A 13,674-nucleotide genomic window follows, 5' to 3' on the forward strand; every position below is an offset into this window, starting at 1 on the left:
TCCTATTCCTCAAGATGAATGTGTTTTAGTTGGCCGTTCCATTCTGGTAGGGCTGTTTTTAAAAAGGCTGGAACTAGCTGGATATTCTGGAGCTGATCCAAATCAATCCACTCACAAGGTTGCCTTTTCACATCTTCCTGCATGGTCAATGGAGCTTCTTCAAGCAAATTCACCAGGTAATGAAACTCGATGTTGTGATAGGAAACACCGTCCTGTTCAAAACGATTTTCAACCACGAAAGCTAGCTGCCCAGCTTGAGCTTTGACACCTAGTTCTTCCTTCACTTCACGGACTACCGCGTCTTCCGTGCTTTCATTGACTTGAATCGCACCGCCGATAGTGTAATATTTACCCTTGTCTTTAGTAACTAGGAGCTTGCCATTTTGGAGAATCAAGGCTGCCGCCCGAACACCAAAGACCGTGTCTCCCACTGTTGTCCGAAAGTCTTGTTGAGTCATTTTTGTCCTTTCCCTTAAACGACACAAAAACAGTCAAAACTCCAAAGAAGTGCAGGACAAAAAAGCCTGCAACATCCATGAGCTTTGACCATCATTTCTATTGCTTTTATTATTGTAGCAAATTGAGAAAATTTGTCAATCTAAATGTACTATAATTGGCGAATCGCTTCAAAAGCTCCTTTGTCAATCTCGACTGGGTCAGAGAAGGCATCCAGAACAATCCCTCTCACCGGAAACTCCCCTATCTCTTCCGCAACAGATAAACAGTCCGTAAGAGGTAATTGCAACCAGGAAAAACGGTCATAATAGTCCTTAGGAATATCTTGTTCAGTTAAGAAACAAGGATAGAAGTAGTCGTCTCCCTTTCGCAGAATATCCGGTTTTAGTCGTACCCCTTCTTGTTCATCACTCTCATCCAGAAGATTCGGATTGAAGGGGACCCAGACTTTAGCTTGTTTCAATTCCTTGAACAAGGCTTCAATCGACTCTGTCGTTTTCTCTCTCAAATACTCTTTCTTATAGTCAGAAAGGCTCATTGTTTGCTCTTTTTTAGCCGTTTTTTTCTTAAAAAACTGAAACATTCTCTTTCCTCTTAGAAAATCTTAAATGTACTGACAAACTTGTCCATCGCGGTAGGCATTGTCAATCAAACCGCCACCTAGACACTCTTCGCCATCGTAAAAGACAACTGCCTGCCCGGGTGTGATCGCGCGTTGCGGTTCCGCAAAGATGACCTCTGCCTTGTCTCCTTTGACATGTACTGTCACCTTAGAATCAGGCTGACGGTAGCGGAATTTAGCCGTACATTCGAGCGTAAACTCCTCTGGCATCTCACGAGTAAAATGAACTTGACTGGCTTCTAGGCTGGTTGACATAAGCGAGTCATGGTAGAATCCTTGACCGACATAGAGGATGTTCTTGCTTAGGTCTTTTCCAACAACGAACCAAGGAGCATTGTCACCGCCGTGTTGCCCACCGATACCGAGTCCGCCACGCTGACCAATCGTATAATACATAAGTCCTGCATGCTCGCCCATATCGCGACCATCCACAGTCATCATGCGACCAGGCTGAGCTGGCAGGTAGTTGCTGAGAAAGTTTTTAAAGTTCTTTTCTCCGATAAAGCAAATTCCTGTCGAGTCTTTCTTCTTAGCAGTCGCAAGTCCTGCTTCTTCTGCGAGTCTGCGAACTTCAGGCTTTTCCAAATGTCCCAGTGGGAACATGGTTTTTTGGAGTTGTTCTTGCGAAAGTTGACTGAGGAAATAGGTCTGGTCCTTGCCATTGTCCACGCCACGAAGCATGTGAACAATGCCATCCTCATCACGCGCCACTCGAGCATAATGCCCCGTCGCTACATAGTCTGCACCCAAGGTCATGGCATAGTCCAAAAAGGCCTTGAACTTGATTTCCTTGTTGCACATAACATCTGGATTTGGCGTGCGCCCTGCACGGTATTCCGCTAGGAAATACTCAAAAACGCGGTCCCAGTACTCTTTTTCAAAATTGACAGAGTAGTAAGGAATGCCGATCTGGTCTGCCACCGCAGCCACATCCTTGTAATCTTCGGTCGCCGTACAAACGCCGTTTTCATCTGTGTCATCCCAGTTCTTCATGAAGATACCGATCACATCGTAGCCCTGCTCCTTGAGTAAGAGAGCCGTCACCGACGAATCAACACCACCACTCATCCCCACAACAACACGTGTTTTAGAGTTATCACTCATGGTAAGTCTCCCATCTATTCGTTTATTCATACCCTCAAAATTCTATTTACTAAGACTTTCAATAGAACTTCTTCGAGTATAGTCTTTTCGTTTGCTTTTAGGAGTAAAATGGTCTGGGAGACCATTTTAGCCTATCATCTTAAAATGAAAATATGATAGGCAACGAGTCGCAGGCATAACTCGAGTTCGCTCAATCAGTCTGGGAGACTGATTGAGGTTATAAATCAGACAAGCTCAGCTTGCATCTCATTGCGAGTTAACGACGTAATAAAAGATAAACGAAATGACTAATTCACGATTGAAGGTCGTGTGTGCTTTAACGATTGAAGGTCGCTTGAGCAGTATTCATTATAACACGCTTGGTTGGAGAAGACAAGAAAGAGGCTGATAAATCATCTCAACCTCTCTTTCTTCCTTTGCAAACGAATCAATTTTCCCCTTTAAGTTCTTTCTTCGCTTGTTCTATCTGGTATTTCACTTGCTCAAAGCCGGTTCCTCCTAAGGAATTCCGTCGCTGAACAGCGGTTTCTGGGCGCAAGTAGATATAAATATCTTCTTCAATCAAGGGATGGTAGGTTTGCAACTCCTTCAAATCCCAATCTTGGATATTTTTACTATGCTTGATAGAGTCTAGAACCAATTTTCCTACAATTTCATGCGCTTCTCTAAAGGGAAGACCTTTTTCAGCCAAATAATCTGCCAGTTCGGTCGCATTCGAAAAATCATTCTCTGTAGATTGCTGCATTTTGGCCTTATTAACCTGCATGCTCGATAGCATACCTGCCAGCACATCCAGAGAATTTAAAATCGTTTCTACCGTATCAAACATGCCTTCCTTGTCCTCTTGCAAATCCTTATTATAGGCCAGAGGCAAAGACTTCATGACGGTCAATAGTCCAAGCAAGTGCCCGTAAACCCGTCCTGTCTTCCCTCGAATCAATTCGGCCATATCAGGATTTTTCTTCTGGGGCATGATAGACGAACCCGTTGAAAAGCTATCAGACAAGCTAATGTACTGATACTCAAAACTGCACCAATTGATGATTTCTTCACAAAAACGGCTCATATGCATCATCAAAATGCTGGCATTTGATAGAAATTCCAAGATAAAATCACGGTCACTCACTGCGTCCAAGGAATTGGTATAGGGTTGTTGGAAACCCAGTAAATCACTCGATAATTGACGATCGATTGGAAAAGTTGTCCCCGCCAAGGCAGCCGCACCCAGGGGAGATAGGTCCGTATGCTTCAAGTTAAATGCAAAGCGCTCGCTATCCCTTTGAAACATATTGTAATAAGCCATGAGATGGTGGGCAAAACTAATCGGTTGGGCGTGCTGCAAATGGGTATAGCCTGGCATGATGGTTTCCACATGTTTTTCAGCCAAATCCAGCAAAACACTGTTCAGATTCGCCAACTTATCCAAGACATGGCCAAGTTGCTCCTTTAGATATAAGTGCATATCCGTTGCGACTTGGTCATTCCGAGAACGAGCCGTGTGTAGTTTCCCAGCCAGAGGACCGATTTTCTCTGTCAGCAACACTTCCATATTCATATGAATATCTTCATTTGCAATATCAAAATGAAGCTCTCCTGCCTCTAAATCTCGCAACAAAGCTTTCAGACCATCTTGGATCTGCTCTGCCTCTTCCAAGCTCAAAATGCCAGTCTGTCCTAGCATTTGAACATGAGCTAGGGAACCCATCAAATCAAATTTTGCCAGCTGGTGGTCGAAGGAAATACTCGCACCGAACTGCTCTACCCAATCTTCCACAGTGCCTTCAAATCGACCACCCCATAATTTTGTATTTTTCGACATATTCTGTCGTCCCTTTCTATCGCGTCACTACTCAACATTTTTCTGAACTTCTGAATAAACCTTAGTCGGAAGCCCCCAAAGCTTGATAAATCCAACAGCCGCATCTTGGTCAAAGGTATCTGCGCTAGTATAAGTCGCCAAATTTTCATCGTAAAGAGAATTTGGAGATTTCCGAGCCACTACCTGAGCATTCCCCTTATAGAGTTTAACTTTTGCAGTTCCATTAACAACTTTCTGTGTCTCCTTGATATAGGCAATCAAAGCCTGAGTTGCTGGGCTAAACCACAAGGCATTATAGATGAGATTGGACAACTCATTTTCGATAATGGGTTTGAAATGAGCCACTTCTCTCACAAGAGTCAAGTCTTCAATCTCCTTATGAGCTGCCAATAAAGTCACAGCACCTGGGCACTCATAAATCTCTCTTGACTTAATACCAACTAAACGATTTTCCACATGGTCAATACGACCAACACCGTGTTTGCCTGCAATTTCATTGAGCTTTTGAATCAAATCCGCCACTTTCATCTTCTCACCATTGAGGGAGATGGGTACCCCACAGCTAAACTCAATGTCAATAAATTCAGGACTGTCTGGCGCCTCTTCTGGCGAAGATGTGATTCCAAATGCTTCTTCTGGTGCTTGATTCCAAGGATTTTCCAAGACACCACATTCATTTGCGCGTCCCCAAAGATTTTGATCGACAGAGTAAGGATTGTCAAGGTCAGCAGGAACTGGAACACCGTTTTCTTTGGCATATTGGATTTCTTCTTCACGAGACCATTTCCACTCACGAACAGGCGCAACTACTTTTAAATTGGGATCCAAAGCCGCAATAGAGACTTCAAACCGAACTTGGTCGTTTCCCTTGCCTGTACAACCATGGGCAATTGTGGTTGCCCCCGTCTGATGAGCTATTTCAACGAGTTTTTTTGAAATAAGAGGGCGACTCAGAGCAGATACCAAGGGGTACTTTTGTTCGTAGTAGGCATGAGCCTGAAGGGCCACTAAAACATAGTCGTTAGCAAATTCTTCCTTAACATCAATGACATAAGACTCAACAGCCCCAACCTTGAGAGCTTTATCGTGGATGAACTCCAAATCTTTTCCTTCACCCACATCCATACAAACAGCGATCACATCATAGTCTTTTTTTAACCATGTAATAGCAACTGATGTATCTAATCCACCTGAATAGGCTAAAATGACTTTTTCCTTACTCATTTCTCTTCCTTCTTTCTATTTTTCGATAGAGGCTTTAAAAGCATCGTCAATCAATTTGTCCAACTCCCCAGAATCCTTCAACTTCTGGATGGTTTTGTCAACCGCCTCTTTCAATTCTTTACTGTCTTTTTTCATCGCAACAGCGTAGGAATCTTCTTTATCATTGTCAAAATCAAACTCAGCGATGGCTAGGTCTGGATTATTCTCTACAAATCCTTTCGCCACTGGTTCCTCAAAGATAACCGCATCTAGTTGCCCTGATTTCAAATCTGTTATCAAATTTCCATTTTTAGGAAGTGAAACGAGAGAAGAATCCTGCAAAGTTTCTTTGGCCAGAGTTTCCTGGATAGAACCTTTCTGCGCTCCAACCTTTTTCTGAGCCAAATCCTTGACTGATTGGTAATTCGTTAATTCAGCTTTCCTTACGATAACCTTATTTTTCGAAGTGTAGTAGGGAATTGAAAAATCGTAAACTTGACTTCTCTCTTCCGTTTTAGAAACACCTGATATGGCAAGATCGGCCTTGCCTGAATCAAGACTAGCCAGTACATTATCAAAACTCATTGGAGAGAACTCCACTTCTACACCTAGTTCCTTTGCGATGGCTTTGGCTAGCTCAACATCTGAACCTACAATCTGATTTTTCCCATCAACCAATTTCTGGTATTCAAATGGAGCAAACTCTGGATTTAGGGCCACCACCAATTTTCCTTTAGCCTTAATGGCTTCAACACCTTGGGATTGAGTGTTACTACAAGCAAATAATAAGGGAAACATAAGCAAACCAAACATCGTCATCAACACCTTCTTCACTTTATTCATAGAAGAGCCTCCTTTTATTTTTATACTTTATTATTGTATAAATAATACTCTTCTCATTCTCGTTTGTCAAGAAAAAACTGTATTTTATTTCATTTAAATCAAGAAAAAGCTTATTATATGATATATTTTTACATATAATAAGCTTATTTATACTATTTGAGTTTTAAAACAATTTGAAGAATTTAGTCGGAATTATACAAATAGAGCATTACTGAGAAGCTCGTTACACTTTTTGTTATAGAGAAACAAAAAAAGAGCCCTAAAGGACTCTTGTATTCTTAATACCAACCGTTGTTAAGCCAGAAGTTCTTGGCAGCTGTCCATGAACCGTAACGTCCTGCAACGTAAGCATCTGCTACACGTTCTTGGTTTTCAGCTGAGTAGTCACCGTTCAAGTATGAATCTGTCAATTGGTAACGTCCGATGTAACGTCCGTTTGTAGCAGTGTAGCTACCACCTGATTCTTTTTGAGCGATCCATTCTTTAGCTTCTGCTTCAGAACCACTTACAGTAGAAGCTGCTGCAGTGTTGCTTTCTGCTGCTGGAGCTGCTGGAGTTGCAGGTGCAGCTGGAGCTGTTTCTTCCGTTGTTGCTGCTGGAGCTACAGTTGAAGCTGTTCCTTCGATAACCAAAACTTGGTCAACATAGATAAGATGAATATCTTTGATGTTGTTTTTCGCTGCCAATTTTTCAACAGTTGTGTTGTACTTCTCAGCGATTTCTGAAAGAGTATCACCTGATTTAACTGTGTAAGTTACAGTTTCTTGGGCAGATGCAAGTGATGGAGCAAAGAAAGCAAGCAAAGCTGCTACTCCTGCAATAGTTGTTTTAATTTTTTTAGTTGTTAATGACATATCTAAAAATTCTCCTTCCATTGGATATATCTATGATACCTTTTAAATGTTACCGTTGTTTAACGGTTTTATGTAGAAATATTACAAAAATGTTTTATATTTACCGTTTTAAGGAGGTTTTTGTCACAAAAGACCTTATTTTATACTATCTTTAATCATTTTAAGCTTTTGATAAGGGAAATAAGCGCAGAGCTCCATTCTTTGATATAATAGATATAAGAATCTTTGTAAGGGGAAACAGATGCACTCACTTCGTTTTCAATCTGTCTTTGACATTATCGGACCAGTTATGATTGGCCCATCAAGTAGCCATACTGCTGGAGCTGTTCGCATCGGGAAAATCGTCTCTTCCATCTTTGATGATACGCCGACAGAAGTCGAATTCCAATTATTTAACTCATTTGCCAAGACCTACCGTGGTCATGGAACTGACCTTGCTCTCGTCGCTGGTATATTAGGTATGGATACGGACGATCCCGACATTCCAAATAGCCTAGAGATTGCCCATAAACGTGGTATTAAGATTGTCTGGACCATTCAGAAAGATAGCAACGCTCCTCATCCTAATACCACTAAAATTACTGTGAAAAATGAACACAAGTCCATCAGTGTGACAGGAATTTCCATCGGTGGGGGAAATATCCAGGTTACGGAACTTAACGGCTTTGCTGTCTCTCTCAACATGAACACACCAACCATTATCATCGTGCATCAAGATGTTCCAGGTATGATTGCCCATGTTACTGAAGCCCTCTCTCGTTTTGATATCAACATCGCGCAGATGAATGTGACTCGAGAAAAAGCTGGAGAAAAAGCCATCATGATTATCGAAGTCGATAGTCGAAGTTGCGAAGAGGCGATTGAAGAAATCCGAAAAATTCCTCATCTCCACAATGTCAATTTCTTTAAGTAGGAGGAAACATGTTTTATTCTATCAAAGAATTGGTCGAGCAAGCGGATCTAGACTTCCAAGGAAATGTCGCCGAACTCATGATTGCGACAGAATATCAACTAACTGGTCGGGAACGGCCAGAAGTTCTCCTCCTCATGGAACGCAATCTAGAAGTCATGAAAGCCTCTGTCGAGCTCGGCCTCAGTGAAAACAAATCCCGTAGTGGCTTAACGGGTGGAGACGCGGCCAAACTAGACCGACATCTCAAAAGTGGCAAGGCCTTATCTGACTTTACCATCCTATCAGCAGCCCGAAATGCCATCGCGGTCAATGAACACAATGCGAAGATGGGCTTGGTCTGCGCCACTCCAACCGCAGGAAGTGCCGGCTGTCTGCCAGCCGTTCTCACTGCTGCTATCCAAAAATTAGACCTTACCCACGAAGAACAGCTAGATTTCCTCTTTGCTGCTGGTGCCTTTGGACTAGTCATCGCAAACAATGCTTCTATCTCAGGTGCTGAAGGTGGCTGTCAGGCCGAAGTCGGCTCTGCCTCTGCCATGAGTGCCGCAGCCTTAACCTTGGCTGCAGGTGGGACCCCCTATCAGGCTAGCCAAGCCATCGCCTTTGTCATTAAAAATATGCTGGGCCTCATCTGCGATCCCGTCGCTGGTTTGGTCGAAGTTCCCTGTGTAAAGCGCAATGCCATGGGAGCCAGCTTTGCCTTTATCGCAGCAGACATGGCCTTGGCAGGTATCGAGTCTAAGATCCCTGTTGACGAAGTCATCGATGCCATGTACCAAGTTGGATCAAGCCTCCCAACTGCCTTTCGTGAAACGGCTGAGGGTGGACTCGCCGCCACACCTACTGGTCGTCGCCTACAAAAAGAAATCTTCGGCGAATAAACTCATCTTTATCTATTAGGAGAAACTATGCCCTCTATCTCAGCAATCTTTTTTGATCTGGACGGAACTCTGGTTGACAGTTCCATCGGGATCCACAATGCCTTTACCCATACCTTTAAAGAGCTAGGAGTTCCTAGCCCTGATGCCAAAACCATTCGTGGTTTCATGGGACCTCCACTTGAAAGTAGTTTTGCAACATGTCTTCCCAAGGAACAAATCTCGGAGGCCGTCCAGATATACCGCTCTTACTACAAGGAAAAAGGGATCCACGAAGCCCAACTCTTCCCCCGAATAACAGAATTGCTTCAAGAGCTTTCGCAAAACTACCCTCTATACATCACTACAACAAAGAATACTCCTACTGCTCATGATATGACTAAAAATCTGGGAATCCATCATTTCTTTGATGGCATTTACGGCTCTAGTCCTGAAACGCCACATAAGGCAGATGTCATCCGTTACGCCTTGCAAGCGCATCAACTCCATGCAGACCAAGTCCTCATCATTGGGGATACCAAGTTTGATATGATTGGAGCCCAAGAAACTGGCATTAAAAAGTTTGCTGTTACTTGGGGATTTGGAGAAGAGGCTGATTTACTCAGCTATCAGCCTGACTGGATTGCCCATACCATTGATGATATCATTAAGCAACTATAAATAATACAACAATTTGAAATTACAGAGTAAAAAGGCCAAGGTCCTGTACAAACAGAACCTTGGCCTTTTATTTATAATTAATTTGTTAGACACTCTTACTCAGCATGGGTTGTCTCATTTGCAAAGGAAATGATGGCTTCTTTGAGCTCATCTCCGCTGAGTGAACGGAACTCTTCAATCTTTTGATCGATGGCTTCTAGCGGCATGACGTTTACCTTACCAACGAAAATCTTGTCCATAACTTGGTTATCAACCAATTCGGTCGAAACCAAGAGTTCCTCATAGAGTTTTTCACCTGGGCGGATACCGACCTCAACGATTGGAATTTCACTTTCTGTGTGCCCGCTTAGAAGGACCATTTTCTTAGCCAAGTCATAGATCTTAACTGGTTTACCCATATCGAGGATAAAGACTTCTCCGTCCTTGGCATAAGCCCCAGCATGGATTACTAGACGGCTAGCCTCTGGAATGGTCATGAAGTAACGTGTCATACGGAAGTCTGTCACCGTTACAGGACCGCCTTCAGCAATCTGACGTTCAAAGACAGGAATCACACTACCACGACTACCCAGAACATTCCCAAAACGGACTGCACAGTAGGTTGATTTGCTACGTTGGTTAAAGCCAGTGACAATCAACTCTGCCACGCGCTTAGTCGCACCCATAACATTCGGTGGATTGACCGCCTTGTCAGTCGAAATCATGACCATCTTAGGTACTTTGGCTTCATCAACAGCCTTGGCAACATTGTAGGTTCCGAGAATATTGTTCTTGAAGGCTTCTTTTGGATTGCGCTCCATCATCGGAACGTGTTTGTGGGCTGCAGCATGGTAAACAATGGCTGGTTTGTACTGCTCAAACACCTGCAAGAGACGGTCATAGTCCTGAATATCTGCAATAACAGGAACATAATCAATCCCTTGGAATGTACGGATCAATTCATGATAAACGAGATAGATTGAGTTTTCACCATGTCCAAGCAAGACGATACGCTCTGGATTGAAGCGACTAACCTGGCGACAAATCTCTGAACCAATCGAACCACCTGCTCCTGTCACCAGGATGGTCTTGCCTGTAATCTCAGTACCTAGACGCGATTCGTCAAGACGAATTTCCTGACGGCCCAAAAGGTCTGTGATATCAATTTTCTGGAAGCCACTGCCTGATTGATGGAGTCCTTGAACGACTGTCTCAACCTTAGGCATCTTGTAACATTTGACGCCTAGCTTATTACACATCTGCAAGATGCGTTCGTACTCTGATGGGTCAAGCGAAGGGATCGCTACGATAACACGCTCGATTTGGTGACGTTTAGCTAATTCAGGCAGATTATCATAAGAGCCCAAAACTGGGATTCCACCTAGTTTTTGTCCCTTTTTCTTTTCATCGTTATCCAAAATCCCCACTAGCTCAAGGTCGCTAGTTGGATGTTGGTAGCTGTTCATAAAGAGGGCACCACCATCACCAGCACCGATCAAGAAGGTCCGACGGTGTTCTCCATCTCCACTACCTTTTTTACGTTTGGAATAAATCAACTGCCAAGTGATACGAGGAAGCAAGATGAGGAAGGTACTCAACAAAATGAAGAGTACGATGAAACGGATAGAAAACAATGGAAGGAAGGCATAGCAGATTCCATAAGAAAGAACACTGCTGAGCATCACTCCGAAAAAGATTTTCATGAAATCCGTAATCTTGCTATAACGACTGATACTAGCATTTAGCCCCCAAAACGCAATCATGATTTGATAGAGGAGGAAGGCTAAAAGAGTGTAGATCACGTAATCCACAGGCGCAGGATTTATAAGGCCATAAAACAAGATATAAGATACGATGATGGAAACCACCATACTCAAAATATCGAATATCCCCCAAAACACTTGTTTTTGCTGTTTATTTAAAATTTCAACCAGATCAATCACATAATCTGTTAGTTTTTTATTCATAGGAATTTACTCCCCCTTAAAAGAGTCAGATGATACTGTTGTTATGATAGCCTAAATCATTCAGTCTATCGGGGCTTACTTTCTCTTTCTTAAAAGTTTGACGAAGATAAACTGACGTACAAAGCCTGGACAAAGTGCAACAATTGCCTGAATGGCTACACTTTTAGCATATTCCATGTAAGAAATTTGCCCTCGCTCAAGCATGCGCTGGCGAGCTTGACGATAGAGTCTAAGGTAACGCAAGCCACCTCGACGCTCAAACATCCCTGCACCGACACGAACCTTACACAAGATTTGATCTAGGTTCCCAGTCTTGGCACCTGCAGCAATCATATTGAGCCAAAGGAGGTCATCCTCCATGTAAAGGCCATCTTCATAGTTGCCCGCCTTGAGGACCATGTCCTTTTTGAACATGACTGTCATATGGTTAAAGGCGCTTCTCATTCTCTGATAAGCCACAATGTCTGCGTGCTGAGTTGGAACACGACGATAAGACACAATCTCATCTGGATTGTCAATGAACTCTGCGATATGCCCGCCTAAGAGATCAAGATTTTCTTTCTCCATTAGCTGAAGCTGTTTCTCAAAACGATCCGGAACGGCTAAATCATCTGTATCCATGCGGGCAATAATGTCATACTGGCACTGTAAAATACCGTATCGAAGAGCCAAGCCTAAACCTTGGTTTTGTTCTAAGGGGCACCGTTTCACTGGAATGTCTGACTGAGCTTCCACTTCATCTAGCACCTGATAGAGTTCGGGTGTGAGCGGCCCGTCCTCAACAAGAACAAGTTCACTCGGTTTCAAGGTCTGGTTTTGAACACTTTTGATAGCATCTCTTAAAAACGTCGGATTTTCCTTTACATAGACCGACATCAAGACGCTGATTTTTTGCTTTTCAGGCACAGTTTTTCTCCAATGTATAGATTTCCTTCCACTATTTTATCACAAATTCTCCTAGTTTCCTATTTTTATATCAAATCAAGGAAAATTCTAGTAAAGAAATCCGTCCCTTTTCACTTTATTTTCACTTCCATTGATTGAACTGTCTTGGCTGTCATTACTTGACATTATAAGGAAAAAACCTTAAAATAAGCTGTTATTAAAATCATCTTATCGAGGTTTTTATGAAAAAACAATCGCTCTTTTTTGTTCTAGGAATTGTCTTAATCGGGACCGTTTTACGTTCTCCCTTTACTGCTCTACCAACTATTTTAGGAGATATCGCTCAAGGACTAGGAGTGGAAGTCAGCTCTCTTGGGATTTTAACCAGTCTACCTCTCTTGATGTTTGCTCTTTTCTCTGCTTTTGCAAGCCGCTTGGCACAAAAAATCGGGTTGGAACATCTCTTTACTTACTGTCTCCTCCTCTTAACTGTTGGCTCTGTCATTCGGATTTTCAATCTTCCTCTTCTTTATCTAGGAACTCTGATCATCGGAGCAAGCATTGCGATCTTCAATGTACTGCTCCCAAGTATGATCCAGGCAAATCAGCCTCAAAAGATTAGTTTCCTAACAACTCTCTATGTCACTGCCATGGGAATTTCGACAGCCATCGCTTCTTATCTTTCGGTCCCTATCACCCAAGCTAGTTCTTGGAAGGGACTCATCCTCGTTCTCAGCTTTCTCTGTCTGGTCACTCTGCTAGTCTGGTTGCCAAATCATCGCCACAACCACCACCTAGAAAGCCAAAAAGAAAAGCAAGTCAAAGAGAATATTCTAAAAAGTAAAGATGTCTGGGCTATCATTATCTTTGGGGGGCTTCAGTCCTTGTTCTTTTATACAAGTATGACTTGGTTACCAACTATGGCTGTTAGTGCTGGTATTTCTAATAGCGATGCGGCTCTCCTCGCTTCTATTTTCTCACTGATCAGCATTCCTTTTTCAATGACTGTTCCAAGTCTGACAACTCGTCTGTCAGATGGTTATCGTCGAATCATGCTGGCAATTATCTCTATCGCTGGTATGATGGGAATTGCCATGCTCTTGTATCCAGCCAATAATTTCCTCTACTGGCTAGTCGTCCATCTCTTGATTGGAACAGCCTGCAGTGCCCTCTTCCCCTACCTCATGGTTTGTTTTTCTCTTAAAACCAGTTCTCCTGAAAAGACCGCTCAGCTATCAGGACTAGCGCAAACAGGAGGCTACATCTTGGCAGCTTTTGGACCTGCCTTGTTTGGTTATAGTTTTGACCTTTTCCAATCTTGGATCCCAGCTGTCCTTGCCCTTCTAGCCATCGATATCATCATGACCATCTCACTCTTTATGGTGGATCGGGCTGATAACATCCTCTAAACTTCTAGTTTATACTAGGAGTTTTTTTATATATAAAATTTTTATACATATTTCTTGACAGGGCTTTCAACTTGAGATACAA

At 42.8% G+C, this 13,674-nt stretch carries 13 protein-coding genes; 4 read left to right on the top strand and 9 right to left on the bottom strand.

The features are described 5' to 3' along the window. Positions 1 to 2 precede the first annotated feature (2 nt). From M1G01_RS06755 to apf, 7 genes are all read right to left on the bottom strand, one after another. Positions 3 to 458 carry an NUDIX hydrolase gene (locus M1G01_RS06755; protein WP_000193660.1) on the bottom strand — a complete coding sequence of 152 codons (456 nt, stop codon included), beginning with the start codon at positions 456 to 458 and terminating at the stop codon, positions 3 to 5. A 149-nt stretch (positions 459 to 607) separates the two neighbouring features. Beyond that, the gene (locus M1G01_RS06760; protein ID WP_061587238.1) at positions 608 to 1,039 is read right to left on the bottom strand and encodes an SseB family protein; all 432 of its coding nucleotides are present in this window, start codon (positions 1,037 to 1,039) and stop codon (positions 608 to 610) included. A 21-nt stretch (positions 1,040 to 1,060) separates the two neighbouring features. Then, complete coding sequence (gene mnmA, locus M1G01_RS06765) at positions 1,061 to 2,182, bottom strand: tRNA 2-thiouridine(34) synthase MnmA (protein WP_001282946.1); 1,122 nt, start codon at positions 2,180 to 2,182, stop codon at positions 1,061 to 1,063. A gap of 427 nt (positions 2,183 to 2,609) precedes the next feature. Next, positions 2,610 to 4,001 carry an argininosuccinate lyase gene (argH, locus tag M1G01_RS06770; RefSeq protein WP_247931455.1) on the bottom strand — a complete coding sequence of 464 codons (1,392 nt, stop codon included), beginning with the start codon at positions 3,999 to 4,001 and terminating at the stop codon, positions 2,610 to 2,612. A gap of 27 nt (positions 4,002 to 4,028) precedes the next feature. After that, entirely contained in the window at positions 4,029 to 5,225 is a 1,197-nt protein-coding gene (locus tag M1G01_RS06775; RefSeq protein ID WP_000031908.1) for an argininosuccinate synthase, read from the bottom strand. 15 nt (positions 5,226 to 5,240) lie between these two features. Continuing rightward, a complete protein-coding gene (locus tag M1G01_RS06780; protein ID WP_001045248.1) occupies positions 5,241 to 6,047 on the bottom strand; it encodes an ABC transporter substrate-binding protein in 807 nt (268 codons plus the stop codon). Between the two features lie 278 nt (positions 6,048 to 6,325). Beyond that, the gene (gene apf / locus M1G01_RS06785) at positions 6,326 to 6,901 is read right to left on the bottom strand and encodes an aggregation-promoting factor (protein ID WP_247931456.1); all 576 of its coding nucleotides are present in this window, start codon (positions 6,899 to 6,901) and stop codon (positions 6,326 to 6,328) included. Between the two features lie 241 nt (positions 6,902 to 7,142). Between apf and sdaAB the strand changes: the two genes are divergently transcribed. The 3 genes from sdaAB to M1G01_RS06800 are packed head-to-tail and all read left to right on the top strand — an operon-like array spanning position 7,143 to position 9,352. Beyond that, positions 7,143 to 7,814 carry an L-serine ammonia-lyase, iron-sulfur-dependent subunit beta gene (gene sdaAB, locus M1G01_RS06790; RefSeq protein ID WP_000555868.1) on the top strand — a complete coding sequence of 224 codons (672 nt, stop codon included), beginning with the start codon at positions 7,143 to 7,145 and terminating at the stop codon, positions 7,812 to 7,814. An 8-nt stretch (positions 7,815 to 7,822) separates the two neighbouring features. Continuing rightward, a complete protein-coding gene (sdaAA, locus tag M1G01_RS06795; protein WP_045592728.1) occupies positions 7,823 to 8,695 on the top strand; it encodes an L-serine ammonia-lyase, iron-sulfur-dependent, subunit alpha in 873 nt (290 codons plus the stop codon). A gap of 27 nt (positions 8,696 to 8,722) precedes the next feature. Continuing rightward, a complete protein-coding gene (locus tag M1G01_RS06800) occupies positions 8,723 to 9,352 on the top strand; it encodes an HAD-IA family hydrolase (RefSeq protein ID WP_247931457.1) in 630 nt (209 codons plus the stop codon). A gap of 95 nt (positions 9,353 to 9,447) precedes the next feature. Here the strand turns inward: M1G01_RS06800 and M1G01_RS06805 are convergent, their stop codons facing one another. Further along, entirely contained in the window at positions 9,448 to 11,298 is a 1,851-nt protein-coding gene (locus M1G01_RS06805) for a nucleoside-diphosphate sugar epimerase/dehydratase (protein ID WP_042903043.1), read from the bottom strand. 75 nt (positions 11,299 to 11,373) lie between these two features. Beyond that, positions 11,374 to 12,204: a glycosyltransferase gene (locus M1G01_RS06810; RefSeq protein ID WP_247931458.1), complete on the bottom strand. Its 831-nt coding sequence runs from the start codon at positions 12,202 to 12,204 to the stop codon at positions 11,374 to 11,376. 221 nt (positions 12,205 to 12,425) lie between these two features. On the opposite strand from M1G01_RS06810, the gene M1G01_RS06815 reads away from it, so the two are divergent. Next, positions 12,426 to 13,592 carry a CynX/NimT family MFS transporter gene (locus M1G01_RS06815; RefSeq protein WP_247931459.1) on the top strand — a complete coding sequence of 389 codons (1,167 nt, stop codon included), beginning with the start codon at positions 12,426 to 12,428 and terminating at the stop codon, positions 13,590 to 13,592. Positions 13,593 to 13,674: the final 82 nt, after the last annotated feature.

This window comes from Streptococcus oralis (genome assembly GCF_023110055.1).
In the GTDB taxonomy this organism is placed as follows: Bacteria; Bacillota; Bacilli; order Lactobacillales; family Streptococcaceae; genus Streptococcus; species Streptococcus oralis_BY.

Coding starts and splice junctions, on each gene's coding strand:
- apf (WP_247931456.1), bottom strand. CDS start 6,901: ATGTCATTAACAACTAAAAAAATTAAAACAACTATTGCAGGAGTAGCA.
- M1G01_RS06780 (WP_001045248.1), bottom strand. CDS start 6,047: ATGAATAAAGTGAAGAAGGTGTTGATGACGATGTTTGGTTTGCTTATG.
- sdaAA (WP_045592728.1), top strand. CDS start 7,823: ATGTTTTATTCTATCAAAGAATTGGTCGAGCAAGCGGATCTAGACTTC.
- M1G01_RS06755 (WP_000193660.1), bottom strand. CDS start 458: ATGACTCAACAAGACTTTCGGACAACAGTGGGAGACACGGTCTTTGGT.
- M1G01_RS06760 (WP_061587238.1), bottom strand. CDS start 1,039: ATGTTTCAGTTTTTTAAGAAAAAAACGGCTAAAAAAGAGCAAACAATG.
- M1G01_RS06800 (WP_247931457.1), top strand. CDS start 8,723: ATGCCCTCTATCTCAGCAATCTTTTTTGATCTGGACGGAACTCTGGTT.
- M1G01_RS06815 (WP_247931459.1), top strand. CDS start 12,426: ATGAAAAAACAATCGCTCTTTTTTGTTCTAGGAATTGTCTTAATCGGG.
- sdaAB (WP_000555868.1), top strand. CDS start 7,143: ATGCACTCACTTCGTTTTCAATCTGTCTTTGACATTATCGGACCAGTT.
- M1G01_RS06775 (WP_000031908.1), bottom strand. CDS start 5,225: ATGAGTAAGGAAAAAGTCATTTTAGCCTATTCAGGTGGATTAGATACA.
- argH (WP_247931455.1), bottom strand. CDS start 4,001: ATGTCGAAAAATACAAAATTATGGGGTGGTCGATTTGAAGGCACTGTG.
- M1G01_RS06805 (WP_042903043.1), bottom strand. CDS start 11,298: ATGAATAAAAAACTAACAGATTATGTGATTGATCTGGTTGAAATTTTA.
- mnmA (WP_001282946.1), bottom strand. CDS start 2,182: ATGAGTGATAACTCTAAAACACGTGTTGTTGTGGGGATGAGTGGTGGT.